Raw genomic sequence first — 25716 nt, forward strand, 5'->3', positions numbered from 1 at the left:
CGTGAGTGGGATGAGGTAGGCAAAACACGCAGAGCCAAACGGAGCAGGGATGGACGCGATAGCTGCTCAATGGGACGCGAGGATCAGAGTTTCGGTCCAAAAGCCTCCGGCATGGATGAGACCCTCCCTTGATTGGCTCTTGGAGCCGTCGCATCGCTGGTTTAGAGTTCCGACTGCCATCGCGTTATTGATTGGTGGCGTGTTCGCCCCCGTTCCCGTCATCAGCGTTTGCAGGTTGCCGACCGGGTTTGTGCTGCTCGGTGAGGATCTGCCTTGGCGAAGGAGCCCCGTGGAGCGACGTGCGCAATTCGGCAGGCAGAACCGGCGAAGACGGAAATGGCACGAACTTGCGAGGAGGCCGCGCATCGGCGCGACGGGGCCGCTGCCTACTATCGGCAATTCCTTGGGCATCCGGTCGGCAGGCTGCGGTCGCAACAGAGCGCGACCATGCTGAGAAGGCCCGGATCGACGAAATAGCACTGCGTCCCGAGGACATGGCTCGGGGGTGCGGGACCCCAGTGCAGACGCTTGGCAGCTCATGCGCAGGGTCCCGCGTCCCGACCTGCCCTGACCACCGTGACGAGGAGCCCCTCATGACAAAGCGCGCGTCGCCCGATACGTCGCCGGCGCATTCGCCGCAGAGCGAGGCCGTCGCTTCCTTCGTGGCCTTATCCGACACAATGCCGGAAAAGGCACGCCTCGATGATCAGGGGACTACCTGGGAGGCGCTGAAGCGGGAGGTCGAGCGGCGAACCCGCGACTTGACCGAGAGCGAGGAGAGCCTGCGCTTCGTACTTCAGGCCGGGCGCCTAGGTTCCTGGAGCCTCGACCTCAGGGACATGCGGTTCATCGCGTCCGATACCTTCAAGATTATGCTCGGTCGCAACCCCAACGAACCCCTGGACCGCGCTAAGTTCGAGGCCTCGATTTACGAAGATGACCGCGCCCGGCGGCACGAGGCGATCGCGAACTGCATCGCAGGCCATAGCAACTATGATATCGAGTATAGGATCGTGACCCCAGCCGGTGAGCTGCGCTGGCTCAAGATACGGGGCCGGCCGTCCTACGATCTATAGCATTGCCCGATCAGGCTGAAACGTAGCGGTCTGTCTGGTATCCAGCTGCATTGAGGTAGTTGCGACACTCCTTTGGGGTGAAGGCAGCAAAGGCTTGGCGGATCGCAGCATGCAGGTCTTCGACCGTGCGCGCGGCTGCGGTGCGCAGCAAGGTTTTGAGTTTGGCGAAGGCCTGCTCGATCGGGTTGAACTCCGGGCTGTAGGGCGGGAGGTACACCACCCGCGCGCCAGCCGCCGCGATGGCCTCGCGCACGCCCGTCACCTTGTGGGCCTGAAGGTTGTCGAGGATCACCGTGTCGCCTGGCCGGAGCACCGGGACCAGCGTGTCGGTGACGTAGTCCAGGAAGCGCCGGCCGTTGGTGGCTCCATCGAAGATGGCTGTCGCCGTCAGGCCGCTCGTACGCAGTGCCGCCGTGACGGTGGTGGTCTTGTAGTGCCCGCACGGCACTGGCAGGCGACAGCGCTGGCCGCGTGGAGCCCAGCCATAGCGACGCGCCATCCGGGTCGAAGCGGCGGTCTCGTCGATGAACACCAGACGGTCCGGATCGAGGTCGAGCTGGCCCTCGAACCACGCCTGGCGCGCCTCCGCTACGTCCGGTCGGTCCTGCTCGGCGGCGTGAAGAGCCCCTTTTTACGGGTGATGCGATGGCGGGCCAGGAAGCGCGACAGGCTGCTGGTGCTGGAGGTGACGCCCTGCTCGGCCAAGGCGTCGCGCAGTTCCGACAGCACGATGTTGCCGCGCTCCTCGCACAGCCTCAGGATCCGCGGGGCGTGGGCCTCGATGATCTGCGAGCGCTGGTCTCCGCCCATCGGCTTGGGCCGGACGTGGCCGTCCCGGAGATGGCGGGCGTGCCAGCGGCTGACGCTGGCGGCGCTGACACCGAACCGCTCGCCAGCCTGGCGGCAAGACGCGCCCGCCAGGACAGCGGACACCACACGCTCACGCAGATCGAGGGACAAGGGTGAGGTCATCGCTGGCTCCTCCACCCAACCAACGCCCAAAACAACTTGGCCGTTGCAGGACGATCGCACAGCGCTCTAGACGGGGTGCCTGTGAGGCTCGCGGGTATCGCCTTCGACGTGACCGACCGCAAGGAGGATGAAGCACATCGGGCGCTGCTCGCGAACGAGCTGAACCACCGTCTGAAGAACACGTTGGCCACTGTTCAGGCCATCGTTGCCCAAACATTTCGCTCGAACCTGTCCCCCGATGAGACCCTCCACCTGATCCAGGGGCGAATTCAATCCCTTGCCGCAGCAAGCGACGTGCTGACGCGACAGAGCTGGAACAGTACGTCTCTGGCCGATGTGGCGACGACGGCTCTGGCTCCGTTCCGAACAGAGGGAGACTGCCGCATCAGGATCAAGGGACCGGAGGTCTTCCTGTCGTCGAGGCTTGCGCTGGCCTTTTCTATGGCTTTCCACGAACTCGCGACCAACGCCCACAAGTACGGGGCGCTGAGCAACGAGGTTGGCCATGTCCGCCTCGTCTGGAATATTATCGATGGGTCCCACCCCGAAACATTGCACCTGACCTGGCGGGAATTCGATGGCCCGCCAGTCTGTCCCCCAACGCGGCGGGGCTTCGGCTCGCGCTTGATCGAGCGGGCGCTGGCCGATGAGCTCGGCGGCCACGCCGAGATCGATTATCGGCCAGACGGCATCGTTTTCACAGCCGAGACGCGCCTGCCTGGCCGACACGGTCTTGACGACGATGCTCAGCGCTCACCGAATGTGGTCTCGCCGTGTTAGGCGGGGAGCAGGCGGACGTCGTCCGGCATGTCGGCTGCCTCGTCCCCGTCGTCCATGCGCATCATGACGACACAAGAGGTCCACCCGACTGTCGATTGGCGGAGGGCTTCGACGCCGATCCAGCCAGCAAGTCACTGGTGCTATTCGCAATTGGCGCCCAAGACAGCGTGCTGTTTCACAGCCTGGACCGTTCCATCGTTGGACTGGCCGCCGGCGTCACCTCTGGGCGCGCGATATTGGCGTGGATGGTAGGCAGGGGCTGCTGAGCTGAACTCTCGCCGTCCAGCACAGCGCGAAGGTCAAGACATCCGGTTACATTCGTGGTGCCGGGCACTCTGAGTCGAGTGACACGATGGTGGTCAACTATCTGCGGCCGGCCTTAGACCTGGGCCTCGTCCGGCAGGCCCATCCCGACTGTGGGCGTTTGGAAGACGCCGGGGCGCGCGGGCACGCTCATGCCTCATGACGTCGCCGACCTGCATCAGCGCTAGCCCGCGGCAGAGCTGGGCTGACGAAGAAGTAACGCCTGCTCGTTCTGCTCACGATCGTCCTTTATGGCTTGATATAAGTGCGGTCTCTATTCTCCGAAGAATTTCCGCAGCTCATCAGGGGTCACTTTTCCATCCTTGTTCGTGTCGACGGCATTGAAAATACGCCTGTGAATGGCCGTCACTTCATCGAACGATAGGGCCCCATCTCCGTCCGTGTCGACGATGGCGAACATCATCCGCATTCTGAGGCCGCCATCCATCATGCCCCTGTTCATCCCGTGCATCATGTGGCCCATCATGCCCCGCCCCATCATCCCTCCCGGATCGGTCTGTGCGCTATGATCCGGAGGATTCACGGGACCCGTTGATGTCTGCGCGCTTGCGTTGGACAGTGAGCCGACGGCGAGGAGAGCGGTGAGACCCGTCACCTTGACCAGTATTGCCAGCGTCATGGCGCCCTCCCGGGCTAGAGATGGATGCCCCTCATCACGAGCAAGCTGGTCTGCGATGAGGTCGGCTGCTCGCGCCGCCGAGATTAGACTTAACAGGCGCAGGTGATCGCACCTTGATTTTGATCAAACGTTCAGGGCCTTTGGTCCGAGGCTGACGCGGGCATCCGACCCACTGCTGGTCTAGCCGAACGTGATGCCGGTCGTTCAGCATCATGTACGAGTTGCAGTTGGCTGCTTAGACCAAACATACGCCGTCCTGCAGGATGAACCGCAGCGATGAAGCACTGTGTAAAAAGATCCTGAAGGTCATAAAATTAAGGTCATTATGTCGTTAGCGCGGGCGGAGTTTTCGGTCCCTATAGGCTACTCGGATGATCCATCAGTCAAACTCGGACCGGATACTCGTGGTACCTGCTTTGGGTCACTTCGAGGCCTTCACGTGGGTCGCATCGAATGTCCGCTACACTTCCTCGTTCGCTCCGAAGCTGACCGGCAGTTTTCGGCTAGTGTCGCTCGTTCTAGGGCCTGTCGTCACTTGATCCAGAGGAGCGTAGCGGCGAGGCAGAGGACGCCCATGAAGCTGACGGCAGTCTTCTCGTAGCGTGTGGCAACGGCCCGCCATTCCTTGAGGCGCGCCCACAGTCGCTCGACGATGTTGCGATTGGTGTAGATCCAGTCAGGACAGGCGAGCGGGGCCTCGTTGCTCTTGGTCGGGATCGCGGGCCGGGCCCCGGCGGTCCAGATCGCCTCGCGAAAGCCGTGGCTGGAGAAGCCACGGTCGGCCACCACCCACTTCGGCACCCCGGGCAGTTGATCGAGCAGCGGAAGGGCGTGGGGCAGTTCATGCGCCTGACCGGGCGCGAGGCGGAAACCGACGGGGCGGCCCCGTCCATCGGCGATCACGCAGGCCTTGGTGCCATAGCCGCCACGCGAGCGGCCAAGAGCTTCACGATGGTCTCGCTCGGCTCCAGATCCCCCCTTTTGGCCGCGCCCGCCGCCTTCTGGTGGGCTCGAATGTTCGTGCCGTCGAGAAACACCATGCCCAGCGCGACGCCGCGGCTCTGCACGAGGTCGAGCAGCCGCTCCCAGACGCCGGCGCGCGCCCAGCGGATGAAGATCTGGGCGGCCTGCCACCAGGGACCCAACTCGGCTGGAATGGCCCTCCAAGAGGCGCCGTTGTGATGCCGCCAGAGGATGGCTGAGATCGTGCGGCGCAGCTCTTGGGGCGGCGTCTTGCCTTTGGGCCGGCAGGCTTCCACCAGCGGTTCCAGTTCGGCCCACTGAGCGTCCGTCAGCATCGTGTCTCCTCGCTCAAAGCGGGGAAACGCTCATCCTCGCAGAGAGTTCAAGCGACAACAGGCCCTAGGCCGATCAGATTGCCGGTAAGCGCACCTTCCGTGAGCCCGGGAAGGGTCGCAAACAGCCCCTCACATGGTCAGGGCAATCGGGTGAAGGGTCATGGTGCGACGAGCCTGACGAGGTAGTCGTCGTCCCAGCCTGCGGTTTTGAGGGCGAGGCGCATGGAATCCTTGCCCTTTTTGCGGGCTGCGACGTTCACCGCGATGTGGCGGACCGTCAGCATGTTCTCGGGGGCATGAGCAGTACGGATGCGAGACTGATCGTCGTGGAAGGTGACGTCGAGGATCCAATGCAGGCCGTTCTCGATCGCCCAATGCTGCCGGACGGCAGGCCCGAGGCGGTCGGCGCCGAGCGGTGACGAGGTCAGATAGCAGCGCGTCTCACGCTCGATCCTGTTTACCGGGTCACGGGTGCTCAAGTCACGGGTGCTGTCGACGACGATGAGGCTCTTCAACCCCGGCCAGGCGTGGCGCGCCTGGAGCCAGGCGACCTGATGGATGACAGTCACGCGCCGGGTCTCGATCCGCCCGTGATCGCCCTCGACGGTCTCGTGCGTGCTGACGGTGCAATCGGCAAAGTCCCGAGCTTTCTGTTCCTCGACGAAGAGCGTGACGTCCTCGTGCAGCGTGCCCTGGTTGCCCTTGAGCGCCAGGACATAGTCGGCCTTCTTGTCGAGGATCTTGTGGGCGATGGCACGCTGGCAGCCCATCGCATCGATGGTGACGATCGCCCCCTCGATCGACAGGAGGTCGAGCAGGGCCGGGATTACCGCGATCTCGTTGGACTTTCCGCTCACCTTGGTCTGGGCCAGCACCAACCGCTGGCGTGCGGCGAAGGCGGAGACGACGTGAAGGGCATCTCGCGCACCGGCCCGGCCCGAGCGCCGCGAGGTCTTGCCGTCGATCGCGATCACGTCGAGCGGCGTTTGCGTCAGCGTCGCGGCCCAGGCCGCAAAGCAGCGTCGAAATGCGACGGGATCGAGCGCCGCGAAGATGTCACCGAGATGATCGTGGCTCGGCGTGCCGTTCCGGAACGGCAGAAATCGGCGCAGAAGGTCGAGTTTCGTGTGACCGAACCGGGCGATATCGGTGAAGCCTTCAGCCCCCGCCAGGATGGCCAGCAACGCCAGCAGCAGAACCTCGTCCAGGCGATAGGCGACTTTGCCGGGCTGGCGCGGATCGGGCAGGTCCGCGAAATGATCGAGAAACACCGTCGCCTCGAACACCGCCGCTACCGGCTCGCTCGCCTCGTCCATCGCCCGCCTCCTAAACCACGTCGTGGCGGACGACCGATTCAGAGCTTCCGGTCCTTGTCACCTCCCGCATTCACCCGATTGCCCTGTGGTTCATGGCGATCTTCCTATGAAAGCCGGTAAGCCGGGGGTATGAAGGGGGTCAGGCCGCGATACGCTTGCCGCAGGTGGGGCACACGGACGGCGCGGTGGCTCCGTCCGGGGCGGTCTGGAAGCCGAGGGCCGCGGCGCGCACTTCCTCGACCCGCCGGCCCCAGCCGCGGCCGAAGCGCGGCCAGGTCGAGAGCGCCCGCAGGAACGTCAGCCGCCCGTCGCACACGGCGTCGATCAGCCCCGGCCCGTCCCGTCCCTCGAGCGCCGCCAGCGTCACCGGGCCGAGCCGCCCGTCATCGGCGAGCCCGAGCGCCCGTTGCAGCCCGATCACGGCCCGCTTCGGCCCGCTGTTCACCGCGAAGTCGAACAGCGCGTAGTCGAGCCCCGCCGGCAGCGCATCGCCCTGGATCGCATCCCAGAACCGGCGACGGTAGAGCGGCGCCACGCTCGCCGGCGTCAGCGCCCGTACCTCCGCCCGCGTCGCCGGCCGGCCGAGCCACAGGCTCAACGTGCCGATCGTCACCCCGAGGTTGGTGGCGCCGCCCGGGTCGGCCGGGTCGTCAGACCACCCGCCCTCATGCGTCAGGACGAGCGAAAGCGCCCGCTCGAACGTGGTCGCGGCCATGGGTCTCTCCGGATTGTGCAGGGTGGTGCGGCGGCGCCGGCCGGTCGGCCCGGGCGCGGGTCAGGCCGAAGTCGGCTTTTGTCTGCAGAGGGCGGCCGTCACAGGGCGGCCGCCTGGCGCCACAGCGCGTCCAGCGCCGCCGCGCCGTAGCCGAGCGCGGCGCCGAGCCGCGCCACCATCGGGTGCTCGCGCTCGAACGTCGTCGCGCCCGAGAGCAGCATCCGGGCGGCGAAGCGCTCCGCCTCCGGCAGGCCCGCCACCGCCGCCTCGATCCGCGCCGGAAGCCGGCCGGTCATTACCGCCGCCAGTGCCTCGTCGGGCGTGATCGCCCCGGCCTGCGCCAGGGCCTGGAAGAACTGCCGGTCGGAGACGACAAGGGGGTCGGAGACGACCAGGGGCGGGGCCGGAACGGCCCGGCCCTGGAGCGCCGCCAGCTCGGCCGCCAGGGCGTCGCGCTCCTGACGGGCCGCCGCTGCCTCGGCCAGGGCCGCGTCCCGCCCCGCGAGCGCTGCCGCGTCGATCCCCGTCAGCACCGTCGACAGCGGGAAGCCCGCGGCTTCAGCCTGAGCTGGGGTCAGCGCTCCACTGGAAACAAACTGGGGCTCGCTCGCCCCCGGCGGCGTCACGGACTGGCCGAGCACCACGTGCCAGGCCGGCGCCTCGGCTGACCCCGCCGGACGTCCGCGATACAGGAACTCGTACAGATAGGGATCGCTCATCGCACCCTCATGCCGCCACAGGGGTTTCATCGGAGAGGCGCCGCCAGGCGCCGTTGGAGTAGCAGGCGAGCACGCCCGTGCCGGCACCCGCAGCCTCGCCGACCTTCCGACCGTTGGAGACGTACAGCATCGTGCCTGCGGTGCCGGCCGGCAGGGTGGCCACCGTGTAGACGCCGAGGGACAGCGGGCCGCTCACGGCCACAGAGCCGGCGACCGCCAGTGACGCCAGTCCCATTCTGCCCGTCGCCCGGCTGACGACGATCGGGCTGTCGAGGTAAGCGCCGGCATCCGAGTAGCGGGCCAGGAACAGATCCGATCCGGCGTTGCCGCCCGTCTCGGCCGTATTCGTCGCGAGGAGCGCCCAGCGCAGGCTTGCCCCCGTCCACCACGCGAGCGTGCGCTGCGTGCCGGCAGAACCTGCGATCGCCACGCCGGAGAAGGTCGCGGACCCTCCGTTCAGTGCGCCGCCGAACGTCGCCGCTCCTGCGCTGTCGAACCGCAGCGCCTCGACCGTGTTTCCGGCGCCGTTGAGAACGGACAGCCTCATGCCGCCGCCGATGCCTTGCGTCAGGTAGCCGGCGATCTCGCCGCCGTAGTTCGGGCCCTTCTCGATGCGGAGTGTCGTGTACGAGGTGCCCGATGCCGCCGCCGGGCTCAGCAGCCGGGCTATCTGGACCGTGTCGGCGCTGGAGGACGAGGACAGGATCACGCCGGCCAGGGTCGGGCTGTTGCCCGTCCCGAGCCCCAAGGCGGTCGCGCCCTGCGCCGCCGTACCGGTGAGGACGCTGCGGCCGGTCGCGCTGGCGTCGGTGATGTCGGCGGCGGCCGGGCCGGTCACCGGCTTGCCGGAGACGCGGACGTAGTCCCGCACCGTCCAGGTGCCGGCGGCGTCGGAGGTCGCGAGCGCGGTATCACCGGCGGCGGTGACGAGGGTCGCGCCCCCCGGCAGGATCAGGCTGGCGGGGTTGTGGGTGAGCGTCGCGGCGCCGGTGAAGCGCAGGAGCCGCACCCGGTTCGGGCTGGTGCCGAAGCTGGTGACGGTGCCGGCGCCGGTGAGCGCCACCTTGAGGGCGGGCAGCGCCCCGAGGTCGACCGTGGCGGCGACTGCCATGGTGGCCTCAGCCGCCGTGAGGTCGAGGCCGCCGGTGGCGCGGTCGACCCGCAGGGCCTCGCGCCAGGCGCTCCCGTCGGCCGAGACCTTCACCCGCAGGTCATCGTCGCCGGTCAGGCCCAGCTCCGCCCGGCCGGAATAGCCGGACTGGAACAGCAGCGACAGGGTGTTGTCGGAGGCCTCCTTGTTGAGGGTGTACCGGAGGTCCCCGGTCCCGCCTTCGCCCGCCGTCAGGGCGGTCCAGAGCACCGTGTTGAGCTTGGCGGCGAAGGGGTTCTGCGCGTCGGCGGTGGTGCCGAGGCCGAGGAGGGTCACGGGCTGGAGCGTCTTGAGGTCCGCCGCGGTCACGGTGGGGAAGCCGCCCGGGGTGGTGCCGTCATGCACGACGAGGCGGTTGTTGGTCGTGTCGACCGCGACCTCGCCGGGGCGGCCGGTGAAAGTGCGCAGGAACGCCCACGCCTCGCGCAGGAACTGCAGACGGATGCTCATGAGGAGGCGAGCCCGAGATCGATGACGGTCGGATAGGGATCGGAGGCGAGGCCGAAATCGTCGGCTTGTGCTGCGACCTGCGAGGCGAGGCCGAGATCGACCGGGTTTCCGGCCGCCAGGGCCTCGGACACCGGACCCATCCGGCCCGAGCCGACGGGCGTGTAGGGGTAGGCCACGCAGGTGGCGAGGTCCTGGACCGCCCCGCCGAACACGTTGAACGACTGCAACTTGAGGCTGAGCGGCACACCCACGTAAGGAGCCGGCAGGGCGTAGCGGAACACGGCCTCGTCGAGCCGGGTGAAGGGCGCACCGGCGGCGTGGGTTGCGGGTACGGAGCCGTACAGCCCGCGCATCAGGGTGGTGAGCCGTGCGACCCGCGCGAGCGCGGCCTTCACGTTCTCGCCGAGCCGGACCGGCCCGGCGATCAGCTCGACGAGCTGGCGCGCCTCTGCCTGAGCAGTCATGCTACCTTCGTGACGCTCGGGACGGTCTCCCGAGAGCTTGGGTGAGAATCCCGACACCTTGGGCTGCTCCTGTGGTCCTCTGCACTCGCCGGGGAGAGCGCAGAGGCGTGAGCAGCAGGGCCGGAGGACTTGCGGTGTCCCGGACGCATGGAGTCGAGGACGCGCGACCAGGGCTTGGGCGGCTGGACGGTCGCGTGGGAAGGAGCGCCGGCGGCGGCCCTGACAGGCCGACGTCCGGCAGCGCTTTCCAGTGTCACCGTCTCGCCGCGCTCCAGCGCGGCGAGGGTTTCGAGCAGAGCAGGCTGGGCCGCACAGCGGAGGACGAAGGCGTGGGCATCCGCCAGGACCTGGGCCTGCTTGGCATGGTGCTGCACCGCCTCGTCGAGGCCCATGCATGGCGTGCCCGCCGGCAGGCCGACCTGCATCCGCGCCGCCAGGATCTCGGTGCCGCGAGCGACCACGCCGGCATGGGCGGCCGCCGCGCGGAGCCGGGCGGCGAGCGAGGACAGGCCGCCGTCGCTCATCGCGCCACCCGCAGGAGCGTCACCCACCCGTCGGCCAGGCAGACCTCGCAGCGGCCGTCGGCGCGGAGGCGGTAGCGGATCTTGCGACGGGACGTCCTCATGGCTGCCTCCGGTTGGGTTGAGGGTGCGCCCGGCCGGGCGGATGGGGGCGCAAGGGTCCGGCCGGGCGTGATCCGGGATCGGCACCGCGCGGATGCCGGACCCGGAACACGGGGAGAGGACCGGCTTCAGCCGGCCTCAGATCTCGCGTGAGGAGGCGGCTGCGAGGCGCGCTTCGACCAGCAGCGGCCGTGCCGACGCCCCAGGCGAGCAGGCATAGGAGAACGGCGGCGAGGCGCCGGTCGCGCAGGACGGCCCGGAGGACCGGACGCGACGGCGCCGTGACGCGGCGGGGCGTCATGCGGCCACCCCGTGCCCATGGGATTCGACTGCGCCGCGGGTCGGCGCCTCCCAGAGATCCGGCCGCAGCCGGTGCCTCGGGATCGCGCCGTCGGTCGCCCAGTCGATCCGGACGGCCAGCTCGCCGGACACGCGCCCGGCCTTCTTCGCTTTCCAGATCGCGCTCTGGGAGACGCCGCAGGCGTCGCCCAGCTTCGCTTCCGAGCCGGCCAGCGTGATCGCGGCCTGAATGAGGGATCGCACGGTCATGACCGTGGACATAACCGCCTTGGTTGTTGGTTGTCAAAAACCAGAATATACGCGCGCGCTCACAACCGAGGTTTTAGACTGCCGCCCTATGGACTGGCAGGACATCATCCGCGAGGGGCGGCTCGCCAAGAAGCTCAGCCAAGCGCGGCTGGCGAAGGAGGTCGGCACCTCCCAGGCGACGATCGCCAAGATCGAGCTCAAGCAGGTCGAGAGCACGGCGCATCTCGCCCGGCTCATCGAGGTGCTCGGTCTCGACCCGACGCTCTTTCCGGAAGGCGCGCAGGACGGCCGGCCGGCGCAGGCCGTGAGGCAGGCGCCGATGCCGGTTCCGGATTTCGCGAGGGACCCCGCCTACTGGGCGGCTGCGGCGGGGCTCGTCGGCGACGTGCCGCTCTTCGCCTCGGCGGAAGGTGGGGAAGGTTCGCTCATCATCGAGCGCGACCCGATCGGGACGGTGAGGCGCCCGCCCGCCCTGCAGGGCGTCAAGGACGGCTACGCGATCTACCTCGTCGGCGAATCGATGTCGCCGGAGTTCGAGCCCGGCGACACCCTGATGGTCAACCCGCGCCTGCCCGGCCTGTCCGCGACGCCCTGCGTGTTCTATTCCGGCGCCGGGGACGAGCCGCGGGCGATGGTCAAGCGGCTCATCGGGTCCAGTGCGGAGGCGTGGCGCGTTCAGCAGTTCAACCCGGCACGGACCTTCGAGCTGTCCCGCGACGCGTGGCCGACCTGCCACCGCATCGTGTCGAAGGATTTTCGGAAGTAGGCCGACGTCATGGCCGGATCAGCTTGGCCTGCCAAACGACCGATGCGCGTTGGGAGCGGCGGTTCGGCGGGTGGATGCCGAGCGGCCGGATTCCGCCATGAGCCCACATCGGGTCGGCCAGCGCTGAACCGCCGCTTCCGACCCCTCTCGGACGTTCGGGCGCGCCTCTTGCAATGACCGAAATTGGACGAACAGCAGCCTACAGGGCCCAAACCGCTGAAGCGCCGCCTCAATCTGCACCGGTCGAACTGCTGGCCGAGCACGATCCAACCCGGCACAGCGGCCTCAGTATGCGCCTTCGTCAGGGATGTTCAGTGTGGTGCCGCAAGCCTTGCAGTGCACGGCATCGGGCTCGTGCCGCTGCAGGCCGCAGGTTGGGCAAGGAAAGCGCACCTTGTAGGGCCGGAACACCACCTGGGCGAGGCGGAAGAACAGCGTTACGCCGCAGATCATCACGAACACCGAAATCAGTCGCCCGGACGTTCCCGGCAGGGTGATATCGCCGTAGCCGGTGGTCGTCAGCGACGTGACTGTGAAGTAGAGCGCATCGACCGGGCTGCCGATCGCCGGGTTGCTGCCGACCTGCGTGACGTAGACCACGCCGGTCATCACGAACACGAACACCACCAAGTTGGTGGCGGCGAGGATCGCCTCCTCGTTGCGCCGGAAGAACGGACTGTCGTGGCGCAGGCGTTCAAGCAGCTGGTAGGTCCGCAGGAGGCGGAGCGTGCGCAGGATGCGCAAGAAGCCGACGCCCTGCACGAACATCGGTGCCAGGAACGAGACGATCGCCACCACATCCGTCCAGGTGCTCAAGCGCAGGAACTCGCGCGCGGGCGCCCGGCTGATCATCAGCCGGCCGAGGAAGTCGGCCAGCACGCCCAGGCCGAGAGCCACGTCCAGAGCGACGATCCACGGCGAGAGCGGCAGGAACGAGGTCGCGATCACGAAGGCAACCGTCGCGATGTCGAACGCGAGCAGGGTGTAGCGGAAGCGGTGCGCTTGGTCGGTGTCGCCCTCGTAGAGGGCCTGCAGTCGGGCTTTCAGGGGGATCATGGGTCCGGTCGGGCAGGTGGAGGTGCCCCATAGCGCATCCGGCGCTTGGGCGCCTGCTTGCACGCTCCCGCCATCAATGGGATACGGGCGCCAAGGTGTGCGGCCTCATCCTGAGGCTTGCAGGATCTCTACCGCTGGTCGGGCCGCCAGTGGGGGAGAACTGTGCCCATGCCTCGCCCCGTCAATCAGCGCCGTTTCCGGCTGCCGGCAGCCCACCGCCGTGCTCGGGCGGATCTCCGCACCTCTGATCTCGTATTGGCGGTTACGGTCGTCGCCATCCTGGGCGTGGTCTGCCTGATGCTGGCCGGTAGCCTGATCGGCACCACCGACGACATGGCGACGGGCCCAACCTCGGCGCAGTCGTCGTGACAGGTCCGTCTCATCTCGACCGCCGCGCCAGAACCAGCCCTCCCGGAGAACGAGCGGATCGTGCTCCAGCATCCATCGCATTCCGGCAAAGCGACGACATGAATACCCAGGCACCCCTGCCGGTTCGCCGGCCGCTCTCGGCCCTGCGCAACATGCTGCACAACGAGGCCAGCGGCGGCTTGGTGCTGATGGCGAGCGCCGCGCTGGCGCTGGTGGTCGCGAACTCGCATTGGGCGGAGACCTACTTCTCGGTCCTGAAGGCCTATCTCGGCCCGCTTTCGGTGCTGCACTGGATCAACGACGCCCTGATGGCGGTATTCTTCCTGCTGGTCGGTCTGGAGATCAAGCGCGAGATGCTGGACGGTCGGCTGCGCACTTGGCCCGACCGCATCCTGCCGGGCGTGGCCGCCCTCGGCGGCATGTTGATGCCCGCGCTGGTCTACGTGGCAGTCAACTGGCACTCGCCGGAAACCCTACGCGGCTGGGCGATCCCGGCCGCCACCGATATCGCCTTCGCGCTCGGGGTGCTCGCGCTGCTCGGCTCGCGCGTGCCAGTCTCGCTCAAGGTCTTCCTGACCGCACTGGCAATCATCGACGACCTGGGCGCGGTCCTCATCATCGCCGCGTTCTACACGGCCGACCTGTCGCTACCGATGCTCGGCGGCGCGGGCCTGACGCTCGCCGCGCTCTACGGCCTGAACAAGGCCGGCGTCGCGCGCCTGTGGCCCTACCTGCTGCTCGGCGTCGTGCTGTGGGTATTCGTGCTCAAGTCCGGCGTGCATGCGACGATCGCCGGCGTGCTGCTGGCGCTGACGATCCCGCTGCGCCTCAGCGTCGGCAAGCCGGACGATCCGACCTCGCCGTTGCACATCCTGGAACATGCCATCCACCCGTGGTCGGCCTTCCTGATCCTGCCGGTCTTTGGGTTCGCCAACGCGGGCGTGTCGCTGGCTGGCTTCAAGCCGGGCATGCTGCTCGATCCGGTCACGCTCGGGGTCGCGCTCGGCCTGTTCGTCGGCAAGCAGCTTGGCGTGTTCGGGTTCGTGCTGGCGCTGGTCAGGCTCGGCTGGGCGCAGCGACCGGCCCGCGCGACCTGGCTGCAGGTCTACGGCGTGGCACTGCTCTGCGGGGTGGGGTTCACGATGAGCCTGTTCATCGGTCTTCTGGCGTTCGCCAGCAGCCCCGAGCTGGAGGCGGAGACCAAGATCGGCGTGCTCGTCGGCTCGCTGCTCTGCATGGCAGCCGGCGCGCTGGTGCTCAGGCTGGCCCCACGTGCGCCCGCACCAGCAACATCGCGAAGGTCTTGATCGTCGAGGTATGGGACTGAGTGGCCGCGGGGACCGTCTCGGCACCAGGTCCGGACATTTGGAGCGGAGGCAGCAAACATCTGCTCCCCACCCCATCCGGACCTTCAGTGAACGCAACTCGAAGGTCCGGATGGGGTGAAAAGCAGCTGCTCGCGGTGCCAAGCCGATCAAGCTCCGGGCTCAGACGCCGAGCGCCCCGGCAAGCTCCTCAGGCAATTCCCCGTTGCTGAAAATCAGAACCGCGCCGTCAAACTCGCCGGTCGCGGGATCGCCGGCACGCGAGAACGCGAGGGTCACGGCTTTGGTCACGGCCAGCCGACGGGCGGCTGCGAGGGCTGCCTCCTCGGACCGCGCTTCGATCGGCTTGTCCATGACGTAGCCCCCATCGGCCAGAGAGAACGACTGCACCACGTAATAGGTATGGCGTCCGCTCTGCACCGTCACCACCGGCTGCTCCCCGTACTGAACCCGCGGTGGAAATGTTCTCTATCCGTTCCATTTGCGTCAAGTGGGGCATCCGGATGGAAGCTGTGGGGCAACAACCATTGGCACGGATGGCTCGACGGTTTTTGACAACCAACAGCCGAAGTTTTAGGTTGTCGCCGTTCCCTCACGGATGGCCCCATGCCGAATCCCCCCGGTCTCCGCCTGGACGGCCCGAACTGGCTGCCCGCTCTGCGGGCGCGGCTCGCCGAGTTTCCGCAGCCCACCGACGAAGGCGCCCCCGCGACGCTCTCCCCGGCCACGGCGGCTCGCCGTCCGACCCTCCACGAGGGCATCGCCCACGCCGTCGTGCTGATCCTCGCCACCGTCCTCGGCCTCCTCCTCGGGACGTTGGCCGGCCTGCTGATCCGTGGGGCCGCGTGATGTCCGGTATCGATCCTGCGAGCACGGGAGCCTACGACCAGTACGAGGCCGCCAAGGCCGCCGGCCGGTCGTCGCGGCGTCCGCCCCTCGAATGGTTCTCGGACCGGCACAAGTGACGCGTCGCGGAACGCAACCGTCGCTTGGCCGAGGCGCGCGCCACCCGCGGCCCGGTCGGCCACGAGGCGGTCGACGCGGCCTGCGAGCGCATCCGCGCCGAGGCGGCCGAGGCCGCGCGGAACGCGGAGGCTCCCGCCCGGGGGGACGGGCGATGAGCCCGGCAGTCCCGTGCCTCACCCCGGCCCTACGCCGCGTCCTGCGCGCGCTCGCGCGCTCCGGCGAGCCCCACACTACGCCAGCCTCGCCGCCACCCTGGACCGCTCGCCGAAGGCGCTCGAGAAGTCGGTGCGGGCGCTCCGGCACGCGCTCGCCCACGCCGGCGTCACGATCAGGGCCTCGATTCGCGCCAGGATCTCGGCGAGCGGCTGCGCTGCCACCTCCGCGGCCGGCATGTAGCTGAAGCCGAGCTGCCGGGCGCGCTTGCGGGCAGCCTCGTAGCGGGCCTTCGCCTCTGCGCTCTGGCCACCGGCCAGGCCCTGCCAGTACGCCTCCAGCTCGCCGTTCATCTGCGCCGCGGCGCGAGCGGCGCGCACGCCCCGCGGGTCGTCGGCGATCCGGATGTGGGTCGTGCGCTTGACGATGCCGCGCCGGTCGAGGGCGGCGAACGTCTCCGGGACGCGCCGGACGAAGTGCCAGAAGCCCTGGCGTCGCGTCAGAAACTCGGGCATCGGCGGGCGGCGATGTTGGACGTTGCGTTGGACGAAATCGTGCCCTGCCGCAAGGGCATCCGTCAAGCAATCGCGATAAGTGTTTGATTTAATTGAGAAAATGTCAAAATGGCTTGGCGGAAGGGGTGGGATTCGAACCCACGGTGGAGTTGCCCCCACGGCGGTTTTCAAGACCGCTGCCTTAAACCACTCGGCCACCCTTCCGAACCGGCCGCGAAGGCGCGGGATCCGGGCGCCTCTTCTCTAGGGCGCGCCGCGGCGGTGCGTCAACCGCGGCCGTCGGGCTCGCTGCGCGCGGGGCGCGGCGCCTATCGCCGGGGGAGCGGGCGACGTAACCTGCGCCGTGACGACGGAGCGCGACGGGACGCTCCGGTGGGAGATCCGCATGAGCTACGTGTACGACCACCTCCACCTGCGCAGCCGGGACGCGGTGGCGGCGGCTCGGTTCTATGTCGACGTGCTGGAGGCGCGGGAGACCGGGCGCGAGGGTGGCGAGACGCCGAGCCGCATCGTCCTCGATCTCGGCGGGATGCGGATGTTCATCGAGCAGGCGCCGGAGGGCACCGGGCCGGCCGCGGTGCCGCCGCATCGCGGCATCGAGCATATCGGCCTGCGGGTCGAGGACATCGAGGCGACGGTGGCGGACCTCGCCGCCCGCGGCATCCCGCTGGTCTCAGGGATCACCGACGTGAAGCCGGGGCTGCGGATCGCCTTCTTCGAGGGGCCGGACGGCGTGCGCATCGAGATCCTGCAGCGCGGATAGTCGCTCCGCGGATCGTCACTCGGCGATATGGACCGTGATCGGCTGGAGGCGGCCGCGCAGGGTCAGGGGGAGCGCGCGGGCGAAGCGGCCCGCCGCCTCCGGCCCGGCGGCCGACAGGCAGCCCTCGGAGACGATGATGCGGCCGCCGATCTCGCGGGTGGCGGCCTGCAGCCGGCTCGCGACGTTGACGACGTCGCCGATCACCGTGAACTCGACCCGCTGGTCGGTGCCGATATTGCCGATCACCACCGGCCCGCAATGCACGCCGACCGCGACCCGCACCGGCGCCGCGCCGCGGGCCTGCCGCTTGGCGTTCCAGGCGTCGATCTCGTCCTGGAGAGCGAGGGCGCAGGCCACCGCCCGGGCGGCGCCGTCGCCGCGCCCGTCGAGGCCGCCGAAGGTCGCCATGAAGCCGTCGCCCAGGAACTTGTCGAGGGTGCCGGCGTGGCGGAACACCACCTTGCAGCTGCGCTCGCGAAAGGCGCGCAGGAGCGCGAAGGCGCGCTCGGGCCCCAGGCCCTCGCTCAGGCCGGTGAAGCCGACGACGTCGGCGAACAAAACCGCCACCACCCGCGTCTGCGGCGCCCCGAACCCCGCATGGGCCCGGGCGGCGAGCGCGTCGGCCACGTCGGGCGAGACGTAGCGGGCAAGATCGGCCCGCACCACCTCGGACCGCACCTGCGCCAGCATCGTGCCCCGGCCCCGCCACACCGCGATGGCGAGCAGCAGGGTGAAGAGGCCGGTGACGATCCCTTGCGTCCAGAGCGGGGTCAGGCCGACATAGGTCGGATCGAGGAAGACCCGGAGGGCGGCCTCCGCGCTCAGGCGCCCGTCGCGGGCGACGTCGGCGAAGCGCACGGTGTCGGCGCGGCCATAGACCAGCCAGACGCCGAGCGACCAGATCGCCGCGATCCAGGTCCCGGTCCACAGCACCGCGACCGGCCAGTAGGTCAACGCCGCCTCGCCGAGGAGGAGGAGCACGTAGAGGAATTCCGGGGTGCGCAGCCGGGTCTGGATCGGCCAGTCGACCCCGAGCCCGGCCGGCGGCGGCACGATGATCGCTGCCGTCATCAGCGTGACGTCGAGCACCGTGAAGGCGAGCTTGATCCACCCCGCCCGGGCGTGGTGCCGCAACCGGTACGGAACGTAGCCGAGCAGGAAGAACAGGCCGGCGACGAAGAGGTAGTAGAGGTCGCGCGGCCAGGGCACCAGCACGAGGAGCCACAGCGACACCACCACGATGGCGACGGCCCGGGCCCGGAACGCGAAGGCGAGGCCGGCGAGCTCGGCCGCACGCACGTTCTCGGCCAGGCGGCCGCGGGCCCGGGGCGGCAGCCGGCCGGCGAGCCAGTGGCGCAGGCGCGCGGCCCGCAGGCTGGCGCGGAAGGCGAGCGCGCGGGCGAGGGTCAGGGCTCTCGGCTGTGCCGTCGCAGCGTGCTCTGTCACGGATCCGGTCGTCGGCCTCCTGCTCCCCTCTATGGTAGGGCGCTCTGCGGCACGGCGAAGCCCTCCGGGGTTAAACAGGCCGTGAGCGCCGTCCCCGGCGATGGGCGGGTTGCGCTCCGATCGGGTGTCCTGGCGGACCGGGTCGTCGAGCCGGTGCGGCGGCCCGTTCAGGCGCCGAAGCCGCCGTCGATCGTGTGCATCGCCCCGGTGACGAAGCTCGCCTCGGGTCCCGCCAGCCAGGCTACCAGGCCGGCGACCTCCTCGGACCGTCCGTGGCGCTTGATGGCCATGAAGCTGTGCATCAGGTCCCGCATCGGCCCGCTCTCCGGGTTGGCGTCCGTGTCGATCGGTCCGGGCTGCACGACGTTGATGGTGATCCCGCGCGGCCCGAAATCCCGCGCCAGGCCGCGGGCGAGACCCTGCAGGGCCGACTTGCTCAGGGCGTAGGAGGCCATGCCGGGAACCGGCATCCGGTCGCCGTTCACCGAGCCGATCACGATGATCCGCCCGCCCGGCGGCATCCGCCGCGCGGCCTCGACGGAGGCGTGATAGGGGGCGTGGACGTTGACCCGGAACAGCCGGTCCACCGCGTCCGGATCCTGCTCTAGCGCGTCGCCGAAAAGCGCGAAGCCGGCATTCACCACCAGCACGTCCAGGGGTCCGCTGTCGCGCACCCGCGCGATCACCGCGTCCCGGTCGGCGCTGTCCGTCTGGAAGGCCGTGCTGCCCGTCTCGTGCGCCAGCCGCTCCGCGGCCTCGCGCGATCCCGCATAGGTGAAGGTCACCGTCGCGCCCTCGGCCGCGAAACGCCGCACGATCGCGGCCCCGATACCCCGGCTGCCGCCGAGCACGAGCACGGACTTGCCCTGGAAACCGGCCATCTCGCTCTCCTTGAGGATTATCGTAGTAAGCACTACATAAACTGGGAATCCAGACCGTCAAGATTTTTTGTAGTCATGAGTACAAAATCATCGCGGCCCCGCGGCCGGCCCCGTCGCTTCGACCCCGAGCAGGCGGTCGCCACCGCCCGGCGCCTCTTCCACGAGCGCGGCTACGACGCCGTCGGCGTCGCCGATCTCACGGAGGTGCTGGGCATCAACCCGCCGAGCTTCTATGCCGCCTTCGGCAGCAAGGCCGGGCTCTACGCGCGGACCCTCGGCCACTACACCGCGACCGAGGGCGTCCCCCTGGCCGAGATCCTTCGTCCCGGGCGCCCCGTGGCGGAGGCGCTCGCCGCCGTGCTGGAGGATGCGGCCACTCGCTACGCCGCCGACCCCGAGGCTCCCGGCTGCCTCGCCATCGAGGGAACGCGCTGCAACGACCGCGACGCGCGCGACGCCGCCCGCGCCCTGACGCAAGCCGCCGAGGACAGGATCCGCCGCTTCGTCGCCACGACCCATCCGGAGCGCGCCGAGCGGCTGACCGACTACGTCGTCACGGTCATGATCGGCCTGTCCACCCTGGCCCGCCAAGGCCACGGCCCGGACCGCCTTCGCGGCATTGCCGCCCTGGCCGGGACGGCCCTCGCGCAGGCGGTGGCCGAAGCGGAGCCCACGGGCACGGCGGCTCCCGGATCATCGGGGCCGCGCTGACGACAGCGCGCCGGTCGAGGCCGGTCGGTCTGCCCTACCCTGCCGGGACCTCGCGCCCCTGGCCCGGCGCCCCTTCCAGAAAATCCTCGGCGTAGTGGCAGGCCACCGCCCGGCCCGCCAAGGGCCGCGGCTGCGGACGCTCCGCGCGGCAGCGGTCGGTGGCGTGGGGGCAGCGGGTCGAGAACACGCAGCCTTGCGGGGGATCGAGCGGCGAGGGCAATTCGCCCCGCAGCACGATCCGCTCGTGCTTGCGCGGGCCGACGCCCGGCGTCGCCGCCATCAGGGCCTGGGTGTAGGGATGAAGGGGGCGAGCATAGATCGCGTCCTTCGGCCCCTGCTCCATCGCGAGGCCGAGATACATCACCAGCACGTCGTGGGCGATGTGGCGGACGACGCCGAGATCGTGGGAGATGAACAGGTAGGCGAGGCCGAGCTCCTGTTGCAGGTCGGCGAGGAGGTTGAGCACCTGGGCCTGGATCGACACGTCGAGGGCCGAGACCGGCTCGTCGGCGACCACGAGCTTGGGCGACAGCATCAGGGCGCGGGCGATGGCGATGCGCTGGCGCTGGCCGCCGGAGAACATGTGGGGGTAGCGCGCGTCGTGCTCCGGGCGCAGGCCGACCTTGGCCATCATCGCCCGCACCCGCTCGCGCCGCTCATGGCCCGGCAGGTCGGTATTGATGGCGAGCGGCTGCTCCAGGATCGCCCCGATGCGCTTGCGCGGGTTGAGCGAGCCGTAAGGATTCTGGAACACCAGCTGCACGGTGCGGCGCAGGCGGCGGCGCTCGGAGGCCGGCGGGTCGACGGCGTCGATCCCGTCGAGGATCAGGTCGCCGTCGCTCGGCGGCTCGATCAGCGTCACCATGCGGGCGAGGGTCGACTTGCCGCAGCCGGATTCGCCGACCACGGCGAGCGTCCGGCCGGGCTCGATGGCGAACGAGATGCCGCCGACGGCCTGGAGCCGGGCCGGCGCGCGGAAGAGGCCGCGGCGGATCTCGTAGGTCTGGCGGAGGTTCTCGGCGACGACGACGGGGGCGCTCACGGCCTCGCCTCCACGGGGGCGGTCGCATCGGCGCTTGCGCCGGCATCGGCGCTTGCGCCGGCATCGGCGCTTGCGCCGACAGGGTGGTCCTGGCGGATGCGGGCGTCGCGGGAGGGATCGCCCAAGGGGTAGTGGCAGCGCACGAAGCCGTCCCGCCAGGGCCGCAAGGCGGGCCGCTGCTCACGGGACTGCGCGGTGGCGTAGGCGCAGCGCGGCGCGAACAGGCAGCCGCGCGGGCGGTCGTAGAGGCCCGGCACCACGCCCGGGATGGTGGCGAGCCGTCCGCCCTCGCTGCGCTCCGGCAGGGCCGCCAGCAGGGCCGCGGTGTAGGGGTGCTGGGGCGCGGCGAACAGGGCGTCGGCGCGCTGCTCCTCCATCACCTGGCCGGCATACATCACCATCATCCGGTCGGCGGTCTCGGCGACGACGCCCATGTTGTGGGTGATGAGCACCAGAGCCATGCCGCGCTCGCGCTGGAGCGACACCAGGAGGTCGAGGATCTGGGCCTGGATGGTGACGTCGAGGGCGGTCGTCGGCTCGTCGGCGATGAGGAGGCGCGGGTTGCAGGCGATCGCCATGGCGATCATCACCCGCTGGTTCATGCCGCCCGAGAGCTGGTGCGGATAGGCCGAGAGCCGGCTCTCGGCCGCCGGGATGCCGACCTGCTCCAGGAGCTCGATCGCCCGCCTCCTCGCCGCCTTGCGGTCGAGGCCGAGATGCTGGCGCAAGGACTCGGTGATCTGGAAGCCGACCGTGAAGCAGGGATTGAGGCTGGTGGTCGGCTCCTGAAAAATCATCGCCACGTCGCGGCCGGTCAGGCGGCGGCGCTCGCGGGTCGGCATGGTGAGGAGGTCGCGGCCCGCGAAGGCGAGGCGGTCGGCCCGGACCCGGCCCGGATAGGCGACGAGGCCCATCAGCGCCATCATGGTCACGCTCTTGCCCGACCCCGACTCGCCGACGACGCCGAGCACCTCCCCCTCCTCCAGGGTCAGGCTGACGCCGTCGACGGCCCGGAGCGTGCCGCCGGCGGACGGGAACTCGACGGAGAGGTTGTTGATCTCGAGGAGCGGCACGGGTCGCCTCACCGCTTCAGCTTGGGGTCGAGGGCGTCGCGCAGGCCGTCCCCGACGAGGTTGAAGGCCAGGACCGTGACCAGGATGATGAGCCCCGGGAAGGTCACCACCCACCAGGCCCGGAGCACGAACTCGCGGGCATCGGCCAGCATCGTGCCCCATTCCGGCGAGGGCGGCTGGGCGCCGAGGCCCAGGAAGCCGAGGGCCGCCGCGTCGAGGATCGCGGTCGAGACGCCGAGCGAGGCCTGGACGATCAGAGGCGCGGCGCAGTTCGGCAGCACCTCGCCGAGCATCAGGCGCAGCGGCCCTGCCCCGCCGACCCGCGCCGCGGTGACGTAGTCCTTCGACTTCTCGCCGATCACCGCCGCGCGGGCGATGCGGACGTAATGCGGCAGCACCACCACGGCGACCGCCAGCATCGCGTTCATCAGCCCGGGGCCGAGGATCGCCACGATGACGATGGCGAGCAGCAGCGACGGCAGGGTCAGGATGATGTCCATCACCCGCATGATGACGATGCCGGTGGCGCCGCCGACGAAGCCCGCGACCAGCCCCAGCATCGTGCCGACGAGGATCGACACCGCCACCACCGCGAGGCCGATCGACAGCGACAGCCGGGCGCCGTGGATCAGGCGCGAGAGGATGTCGCGGCCGATCGCGTCGGTGCCGAGCGGATAGGTGAGCGAGCCGCCCTCCTGCCAGAACGGCGGCCTGAGGAAGGCGGCGTTGTTGGTCAGGTTCGGCGGGTGCGGGGCGATGACGTCGGCGAAGACCGCCATCAGCAGCACCAGCACGATCAGCGCGAGTCCGATCACCGCGCCTGTATTGGCGCGAAAGCTCGTCCAGAACTCGGCGAGCGGGTGCGGCGGGCCGGCGGGAGAGGCGGCGGCGGCGGGAGTGTCCAAGAGTTCGGCGCTCATGGCTGTTCGGCGCTCATGGCTGTTCGGCGCTCATGGCTGTTCGGCGCTCATCGGGCGTGCCGGATGCGAGGGTTCACGAGGCCGTAGGCGAGGTCGACGATGAGGTTGACCGCCATCACCACCGCGCCGATCAGGAGGATGCCGCCCTGGAGGACGGGATAGTCGCGCCGGCCGATCGCCTCGATCAGCCACTTGCCGATGCCGGGCCAGGAAAAGATCGTCTCGGTCAGGATCGCGCCGGTGAACAGCACGCCGACCTGGAGGCCGATCACCGTGACGACCGGGATCAGGGCGTTGCGCAGGGCATGCAGCCCGACGATGCGCCAGCCCGGCAGCCCCTTGGCGCGGGCGGTGCGCATGTAATCCTCGCCGAGCACTTCGAGCATCGCCGAGCGGGTCATGCGGGCGATGACCGCGAGCGGCACCGTGCCGAGCACCACCGCCGGCAGGACCAGGTGGCCCAGGGCCGAGGCGAAGGCGCCGGATTCGTCGGACAAGAGAGTGTCGATCAACAGGAAGCCGGTCACCGGCTCGACGAAGTACTGCACGTCGATGCGGCCGGAGACCGGCGTCCAGCCGAGCTGGACCGAGAACAGCAGGATCAGCAGCAGGCCCCACCAGAAGATCGGCATCGAGTAGCCGGTGAGCGAGAGCCCCATCACCCCGTGGTCGAAGACCGAGTTGCGCTTGAGCGCCGCCAGGATGCCGGCCGGCAGGCCGATCAGCAGCGCGAACAGGATCGCGCATACCCCGAGCTCGACGGTGGCCGGGAACAGGCTCGCGAATTCCGCGATGACCGGTTCCTTGGTGCTGATCGAGCGGCCGAGATCGCCGTGGGCGAGGCGTTCGAGGTAGATGCCGTACTGCACCAGCAAGGGCTTGTCGAAGCCGTACTCGGCCCGAAGGGCCGCGTGCCGCGCCGGGTCGATGCCCCGCTCCCCCGCCATCGTCTCGATCGGGTCGCCGGGCACCAGGCGGATCAGGAAGAACGCCACCAGGGTGATCCCGAGAAAGGTCGGGATCACCAGGGACGCGCGGGTCAGGAGGAAGCGGAGCACGAACGCGCCCTTACTTGAGGCTGACGCCGTAGAAGGTGTGGCGGCCGAGCGGCGAGAGCTTGAAGTCCACCACCTCCTTGCGCACGGGCTTGAGCTGCACCGCGTGCGCGATGGTGAACCAGGGCGCCTGCTCCTTGAACACTCCTTGAGCCTGCTCGTAGAGCTTGGTGCGCTCGGCCTTGTCGCTGATGGTCTTCGCCTTGTTGACGAGGTCGTCGTAGGTCTTATCGCACCACTTGGCGGTGTTGCCGCCGCCGGGCTGCGCCGCGGCGCAGCCGAGCAGGGTGTGCAGGAAGTTGTCCGGATCGCCGTTGTCGCCGGTCCAGCCCAGCATCGCGGTCTGGTGCTCCCCGTCCTGGACGCGCTTGCGGTACTCGCCCCACTCGTAGGTCTTGATCTCGGCCTTCACCCCGACCTTCGCGAGGTCGGCCTGCATCAACTCGGCGATGCGGTGGGCATTCGGGTTGTAGGGCCGCTGCACCGGCATCGCCCACAGGTCGGTCGCGAAGCCGTTGCCGAGGCCGGCCTCGGCCAGCAGCTTCTTGGCGCCCTCCGGATCGTACGGATCGTCCTTGATCGCGTCGTTGTAGGACCACAGCGTCGGCGGGATCGGGTTCTTGGCGGCGATGCCGGTCGAGAGATAGACCGCGTCGATGATGGCCTTCTTGTTGATGGCCATGTTCATCGCCTTGCGCACGCGCACGTCGTCGAACGGCTTCTTCTTGGTGTTGTAGGCGAGATACCCGATGTTGAGACCGGGCTGCTCCAGCACCTGGACGTTCGGATCCTTGCGCATCGCGTCGACGTCGGCCGGGTTCGGATACGGCATGACGTGGCACTCGCCCTTCTGGAGCTTGGCCCAGCGCACTGCGGAATCCGGCGTGATCGCGAAGACGAGGTCGTCGAGGGCGGCCTTGCCGGCATAGTATTGTGGGAAGGCGCGGTAGCGGATGATCGCGTCCTTCTGATATTGCAGCAGGTAGAACGGTCCGGTGCCGATCGGCTCCTGGTCGAGCTTGTCCGGCGTGCCGGCCTTCATCATCGCGTCGGCGTATTCCTTGGACTGGATCGCCGCGAAGGACATCGCGAGGTCGGAGAGGAACGGCGCCTCGGGCTGGGTCAGGGTGAAGCGGACCGTCGCGTCGTCCACCTTCTCGATCGACGCGAGCAGCTTCGGCAGCCCCATGTCGTTGAAGTAGGTATGGTTGGCGCTGGTCACTCGGAAGAACGGGTGGCTCTCCTTCCACTGCCGCTCGAACGAGAACATCACGTCATCGGCGTTGAAGTCGCGCGTCGGCTTGAAGGTCTTGTTCGAATGCCACTTCACGCCTTTTCGCAGGTGGAAGGTGTAGGTCTTGCCGTCCTCGGAGATATCCCACGTCTCGGCGAGGTCGGGCCGCACGTTGGTGGTGCCGCGCTCGAAATTGACGAGGTTGGAGTAGATCTGGGCGCTGGCGTCGAACGAGGTGCCGGTGGTGTTGACGGCGGGATAGAAATTCTCCGGGCTGCCCTCGGAGCAGTAGACCAGCGTCTTGGCGCCGGCCGGCAGGCTTGCCGCCAGGGCGGTCGCGGCACCGAGAACCACCGCCAGGGACGCGCGCTTCATCTCTGCTCTCC

29 protein-coding genes and 1 tRNA gene are annotated in these 25716 nt (G+C 69.0%); 9 read left to right on the forward strand and 21 right to left on the reverse strand.

Annotated elements, in window-relative coordinates:
• Positions 1–593 precede the first annotated feature (593 nt).
• Entirely contained in the window at positions 594–1076 is a 483-nt protein-coding gene (locus DA075_RS36695; RefSeq protein WP_164712437.1) for a PAS domain-containing protein, read from the forward strand.
• A gap of 10 nt (positions 1077–1086) precedes the next feature.
• Here the strand turns inward: DA075_RS36695 and DA075_RS22005 are convergent.
• Positions 1087–2048 (reverse strand): IS630 family transposase gene (locus DA075_RS22005; RefSeq protein ID WP_099955043.1). Its coding sequence is split into 2 segments (ribosomal slippage): positions 1087–1703 and positions 1703–2048, totalling 963 coding nucleotides; the frame shifts between segments, so codons are not numbered across the junction.
• A gap of 108 nt (positions 2049–2156) precedes the next feature.
• Here DA075_RS22005 and DA075_RS22010 point away from each other — a divergent pair.
• Complete coding sequence (locus DA075_RS22010; RefSeq protein WP_164712439.1) at positions 2157–2828, forward strand: sensor histidine kinase; 672 nt, start codon at positions 2157–2159, stop codon at positions 2826–2828.
• Positions 2829–3405: 577 nt separating this feature from the next.
• Here DA075_RS22010 and DA075_RS22015 read toward each other — a convergent pair.
• The 9 genes from DA075_RS22015 to DA075_RS22055 form a co-directional block, all read right to left on the reverse strand.
• Entirely contained in the window at positions 3406–3771 is a 366-nt protein-coding gene (locus DA075_RS22015; protein WP_099955045.1) for an EF-hand domain-containing protein, read from the reverse strand.
• A gap of 531 nt (positions 3772–4302) precedes the next feature.
• A protein-coding gene (locus tag DA075_RS22020) for an IS5 family transposase (protein WP_099952440.1) occupies positions 4303–5069 on the reverse strand; the annotation gives its coding sequence in 2 pieces (ribosomal slippage) (positions 4303–4754 and positions 4754–5069; 768 coding nt in all).
• A 158-nt stretch (positions 5070–5227) separates the two neighbouring features.
• Positions 5228–6385: an ISAs1 family transposase gene (locus DA075_RS22025; protein WP_167456062.1), complete on the reverse strand. Its 1158-nt coding sequence runs from the start codon at positions 6383–6385 to the stop codon at positions 5228–5230.
• 139 nt (positions 6386–6524) lie between these two features.
• Positions 6525–7100 (reverse strand): glycoside hydrolase family 108 protein, encoded by a 576-nt coding sequence (locus DA075_RS22030; protein ID WP_099955046.1) that lies wholly within the window; start codon positions 7098–7100, stop codon positions 6525–6527.
• Between the two features lie 98 nt (positions 7101–7198).
• A complete protein-coding gene (locus DA075_RS36700) occupies positions 7199–7819 on the reverse strand; it encodes a hypothetical protein (protein ID WP_164712440.1) in 621 nt (206 codons plus the stop codon).
• A gap of 7 nt (positions 7820–7826) precedes the next feature.
• Positions 7827–9419 carry a hyaluronate lyase N-terminal domain-containing protein gene (locus tag DA075_RS36705; RefSeq protein WP_164712442.1) on the reverse strand — a complete coding sequence of 531 codons (1593 nt, stop codon included), beginning with the start codon at positions 9417–9419 and terminating at the stop codon, positions 7827–7829.
• Positions 9416–9883: a hypothetical protein gene (locus tag DA075_RS22045; protein ID WP_099955047.1), complete on the reverse strand. Its 468-nt coding sequence runs from the start codon at positions 9881–9883 to the stop codon at positions 9416–9418. The genes DA075_RS36705 and DA075_RS22045 overlap by 4 nt, the downstream gene beginning before the upstream one ends.
• Entirely contained in the window at positions 9880–10407 is a 528-nt protein-coding gene (locus DA075_RS36070) for a hypothetical protein (protein ID WP_123834387.1), read from the reverse strand. The genes DA075_RS22045 and DA075_RS36070 overlap by 4 nt, the downstream gene beginning before the upstream one ends.
• Positions 10408–10803: 396 nt before the next feature.
• Positions 10804–11067, reverse strand: a complete 264-nt coding sequence (locus DA075_RS22055; protein WP_210206997.1) for a transcriptional regulator — start codon at positions 11065–11067, stop codon at positions 10804–10806.
• A gap of 76 nt (positions 11068–11143) precedes the next feature.
• Between DA075_RS22055 and DA075_RS22060 the strand changes: the two genes are divergently transcribed.
• On the forward strand, positions 11144–11821 hold the full coding sequence (locus DA075_RS22060) for an XRE family transcriptional regulator (RefSeq protein ID WP_164712444.1): 678 nt from the start codon (positions 11144–11146) through the stop codon (positions 11819–11821).
• Between the two features lie 285 nt (positions 11822–12106).
• Here DA075_RS22060 and DA075_RS22065 read toward each other — a convergent pair whose 3' ends face one another.
• Positions 12107–12877: a potassium channel family protein gene (locus tag DA075_RS22065; RefSeq protein WP_099955051.1), complete on the reverse strand. Its 771-nt coding sequence runs from the start codon at positions 12875–12877 to the stop codon at positions 12107–12109.
• Between the two features lie 168 nt (positions 12878–13045).
• Here DA075_RS22065 and DA075_RS22070 point away from each other — a divergent pair, with 168 nt between their 5' ends.
• Together DA075_RS22070 and nhaA are read left to right on the forward strand one after the other, a co-directional pair.
• Positions 13046–13246, forward strand: coding sequence for a hypothetical protein (locus DA075_RS22070; RefSeq protein WP_099955052.1), 201 nt, complete (start codon positions 13046–13048; stop codon positions 13244–13246).
• A 98-nt stretch (positions 13247–13344) separates the two neighbouring features.
• The gene (nhaA, locus tag DA075_RS22075) at positions 13345–14553 is read left to right on the forward strand and encodes a Na+/H+ antiporter NhaA (protein ID WP_099955053.1); all 1209 of its coding nucleotides are present in this window, start codon (positions 13345–13347) and stop codon (positions 14551–14553) included.
• Positions 14554–14733: 180 nt separating this feature from the next.
• Here nhaA and DA075_RS22080 read toward each other — a convergent pair whose 3' ends face one another.
• Complete coding sequence (locus DA075_RS22080; protein WP_123834389.1) at positions 14734–14997, reverse strand: hypothetical protein; 264 nt, start codon at positions 14995–14997, stop codon at positions 14734–14736.
• A 180-nt stretch (positions 14998–15177) separates the two neighbouring features.
• On the opposite strand from DA075_RS22080, the gene DA075_RS22085 reads away from it, so the two are divergent.
• On the forward strand, positions 15178–15420 hold the full coding sequence (locus tag DA075_RS22085; protein ID WP_099955055.1) for a hypothetical protein: 243 nt from the start codon (positions 15178–15180) through the stop codon (positions 15418–15420).
• Positions 15421–15560: 140 nt separating this feature from the next.
• On the forward strand, positions 15561–15692 hold the full coding sequence (locus tag DA075_RS38190; protein ID WP_269153942.1) for a hypothetical protein: 132 nt from the start codon (positions 15561–15563) through the stop codon (positions 15690–15692).
• A 75-nt stretch (positions 15693–15767) separates the two neighbouring features.
• Here DA075_RS38190 and DA075_RS22090 read toward each other — a convergent pair whose 3' ends face one another.
• The gene (locus DA075_RS22090) at positions 15768–16205 is read right to left on the reverse strand and encodes a hypothetical protein (protein ID WP_099955056.1); all 438 of its coding nucleotides are present in this window, start codon (positions 16203–16205) and stop codon (positions 15768–15770) included.
• 114 nt (positions 16206–16319) lie between these two features.
• Positions 16320–16409 (reverse strand) — tRNA-Ser (locus DA075_RS22095).
• Positions 16410–16590: 181 nt separating this feature from the next.
• On the opposite strand from DA075_RS22095, the gene DA075_RS22100 reads away from it, so the two are divergent.
• Positions 16591–16968 (forward strand): VOC family protein, encoded by a 378-nt coding sequence (locus tag DA075_RS22100; RefSeq protein ID WP_099955057.1) that lies wholly within the window; start codon positions 16591–16593, stop codon positions 16966–16968.
• 15 nt (positions 16969–16983) lie between these two features.
• On the opposite strand, the gene DA075_RS22105 is transcribed toward DA075_RS22100, so the two are convergent.
• Both DA075_RS22105 and bdcA read right to left on the reverse strand, forming a co-directional pair.
• On the reverse strand, positions 16984–18414 hold the full coding sequence (locus DA075_RS22105; protein WP_099955058.1) for an adenylate/guanylate cyclase domain-containing protein: 1431 nt from the start codon (positions 18412–18414) through the stop codon (positions 16984–16986).
• 167 nt (positions 18415–18581) lie between these two features.
• Positions 18582–19295 (reverse strand): SDR family oxidoreductase, encoded by a 714-nt coding sequence (bdcA, locus tag DA075_RS22110; protein ID WP_099955059.1) that lies wholly within the window; start codon positions 19293–19295, stop codon positions 18582–18584.
• A 75-nt stretch (positions 19296–19370) separates the two neighbouring features.
• On the opposite strand from bdcA, the gene DA075_RS22115 reads away from it, so the two are divergent.
• On the forward strand, positions 19371–20006 hold the full coding sequence (locus tag DA075_RS22115; RefSeq protein WP_099955060.1) for a TetR/AcrR family transcriptional regulator: 636 nt from the start codon (positions 19371–19373) through the stop codon (positions 20004–20006).
• 34 nt (positions 20007–20040) lie between these two features.
• Here the strand turns inward: DA075_RS22115 and DA075_RS22120 are convergent, their stop codons facing one another.
• Genes DA075_RS22120 through DA075_RS22140 form a run of 5 tightly spaced genes read right to left on the reverse strand, consistent with a single transcriptional unit; the run spans position 20041 to position 25705 of the window.
• The gene (locus DA075_RS22120) at positions 20041–21048 is read right to left on the reverse strand and encodes a peptide ABC transporter ATP-binding protein (protein WP_099955061.1); all 1008 of its coding nucleotides are present in this window, start codon (positions 21046–21048) and stop codon (positions 20041–20043) included.
• The gene (locus tag DA075_RS22125) at positions 21045–22121 is read right to left on the reverse strand and encodes an ABC transporter ATP-binding protein (protein WP_099955062.1); all 1077 of its coding nucleotides are present in this window, start codon (positions 22119–22121) and stop codon (positions 21045–21047) included. Before DA075_RS22125 ends, DA075_RS22120 begins: the two co-directional genes overlap by 4 nt.
• 8 nt (positions 22122–22129) lie before the next feature.
• Entirely contained in the window at positions 22130–23041 is a 912-nt protein-coding gene (locus DA075_RS22130; RefSeq protein WP_099955063.1) for an ABC transporter permease subunit, read from the reverse strand.
• A gap of 47 nt (positions 23042–23088) precedes the next feature.
• Positions 23089–24099 (reverse strand): ABC transporter permease subunit, encoded by a 1011-nt coding sequence (locus DA075_RS22135; protein WP_099955064.1) that lies wholly within the window; start codon positions 24097–24099, stop codon positions 23089–23091.
• A gap of 10 nt (positions 24100–24109) precedes the next feature.
• Positions 24110–25705: an ABC transporter substrate-binding protein gene (locus DA075_RS22140; RefSeq protein ID WP_099955065.1), complete on the reverse strand. Its 1596-nt coding sequence runs from the start codon at positions 25703–25705 to the stop codon at positions 24110–24112.
• Positions 25706–25716: the final 11 nt, after the last annotated feature.

Source organism: Methylobacterium currus (assembly GCF_003058325.1).
Classification (GTDB): Bacteria; Pseudomonadota; Alphaproteobacteria; order Rhizobiales; family Beijerinckiaceae; genus Methylobacterium; species Methylobacterium currus.

Excerpts from the sequence above, each read along its gene's own strand:
- DA075_RS36695 (WP_164712437.1), top strand. The coding sequence starts at position 594 with ATGACAAAGCGCGCGTCGCCCGATACGTCGCCGGCGCATTCGCCGCAG.
- DA075_RS22015 (WP_099955045.1), bottom strand. The coding sequence starts at position 3,771 with ATGACGCTGGCAATACTGGTCAAGGTGACGGGTCTCACCGCTCTCCTC.
- DA075_RS22025 (WP_167456062.1), bottom strand. The coding sequence starts at position 6,385 with ATGGACGAGGCGAGCGAGCCGGTAGCGGCGGTGTTCGAGGCGACGGTG.
- DA075_RS22030 (WP_099955046.1), bottom strand. The coding sequence starts at position 7,100 with ATGGCCGCGACCACGTTCGAGCGGGCGCTTTCGCTCGTCCTGACGCAT.
- DA075_RS36700 (WP_164712440.1), bottom strand. The coding sequence starts at position 7,819 with ATGAGCGATCCCTATCTGTACGAGTTCCTGTATCGCGGACGTCCGGCG.
- DA075_RS36705 (WP_164712442.1), bottom strand. The coding sequence starts at position 9,419 with ATGAGCATCCGTCTGCAGTTCCTGCGCGAGGCGTGGGCGTTCCTGCGC.
- DA075_RS22045 (WP_099955047.1), bottom strand. The coding sequence starts at position 9,883 with ATGACTGCTCAGGCAGAGGCGCGCCAGCTCGTCGAGCTGATCGCCGGG.
- DA075_RS36070 (WP_123834387.1), bottom strand. The coding sequence starts at position 10,407 with ATGAGCGACGGCGGCCTGTCCTCGCTCGCCGCCCGGCTCCGCGCGGCG.
- DA075_RS22055 (WP_210206997.1), bottom strand. The coding sequence starts at position 11,067 with ATGTCCACGGTCATGACCGTGCGATCCCTCATTCAGGCCGCGATCACG.
- DA075_RS22060 (WP_164712444.1), top strand. The coding sequence starts at position 11,144 with ATGGACTGGCAGGACATCATCCGCGAGGGGCGGCTCGCCAAGAAGCTC.
- DA075_RS22065 (WP_099955051.1), bottom strand. The coding sequence starts at position 12,877 with ATGATCCCCCTGAAAGCCCGACTGCAGGCCCTCTACGAGGGCGACACC.
- DA075_RS22070 (WP_099955052.1), top strand. The coding sequence starts at position 13,046 with ATGCCTCGCCCCGTCAATCAGCGCCGTTTCCGGCTGCCGGCAGCCCAC.
- nhaA (WP_099955053.1), top strand. The coding sequence starts at position 13,345 with ATGAATACCCAGGCACCCCTGCCGGTTCGCCGGCCGCTCTCGGCCCTG.
- DA075_RS22085 (WP_099955055.1), top strand. The coding sequence starts at position 15,178 with ATGCCGAATCCCCCCGGTCTCCGCCTGGACGGCCCGAACTGGCTGCCC.
- DA075_RS22090 (WP_099955056.1), bottom strand. The coding sequence starts at position 16,205 with ATGCCCGAGTTTCTGACGCGACGCCAGGGCTTCTGGCACTTCGTCCGG.
- DA075_RS22100 (WP_099955057.1), top strand. The coding sequence starts at position 16,591 with ATGAGCTACGTGTACGACCACCTCCACCTGCGCAGCCGGGACGCGGTG.
- bdcA (WP_099955059.1), bottom strand. The coding sequence starts at position 19,295 with ATGGCCGGTTTCCAGGGCAAGTCCGTGCTCGTGCTCGGCGGCAGCCGG.
- DA075_RS22115 (WP_099955060.1), top strand. The coding sequence starts at position 19,371 with ATGAGTACAAAATCATCGCGGCCCCGCGGCCGGCCCCGTCGCTTCGAC.
- DA075_RS22130 (WP_099955063.1), bottom strand. The coding sequence starts at position 23,041 with ATGAGCGCCGAACTCTTGGACACTCCCGCCGCCGCCGCCTCTCCCGCC.
- DA075_RS22140 (WP_099955065.1), bottom strand. The coding sequence starts at position 25,705 with ATGAAGCGCGCGTCCCTGGCGGTGGTTCTCGGTGCCGCGACCGCCCTG.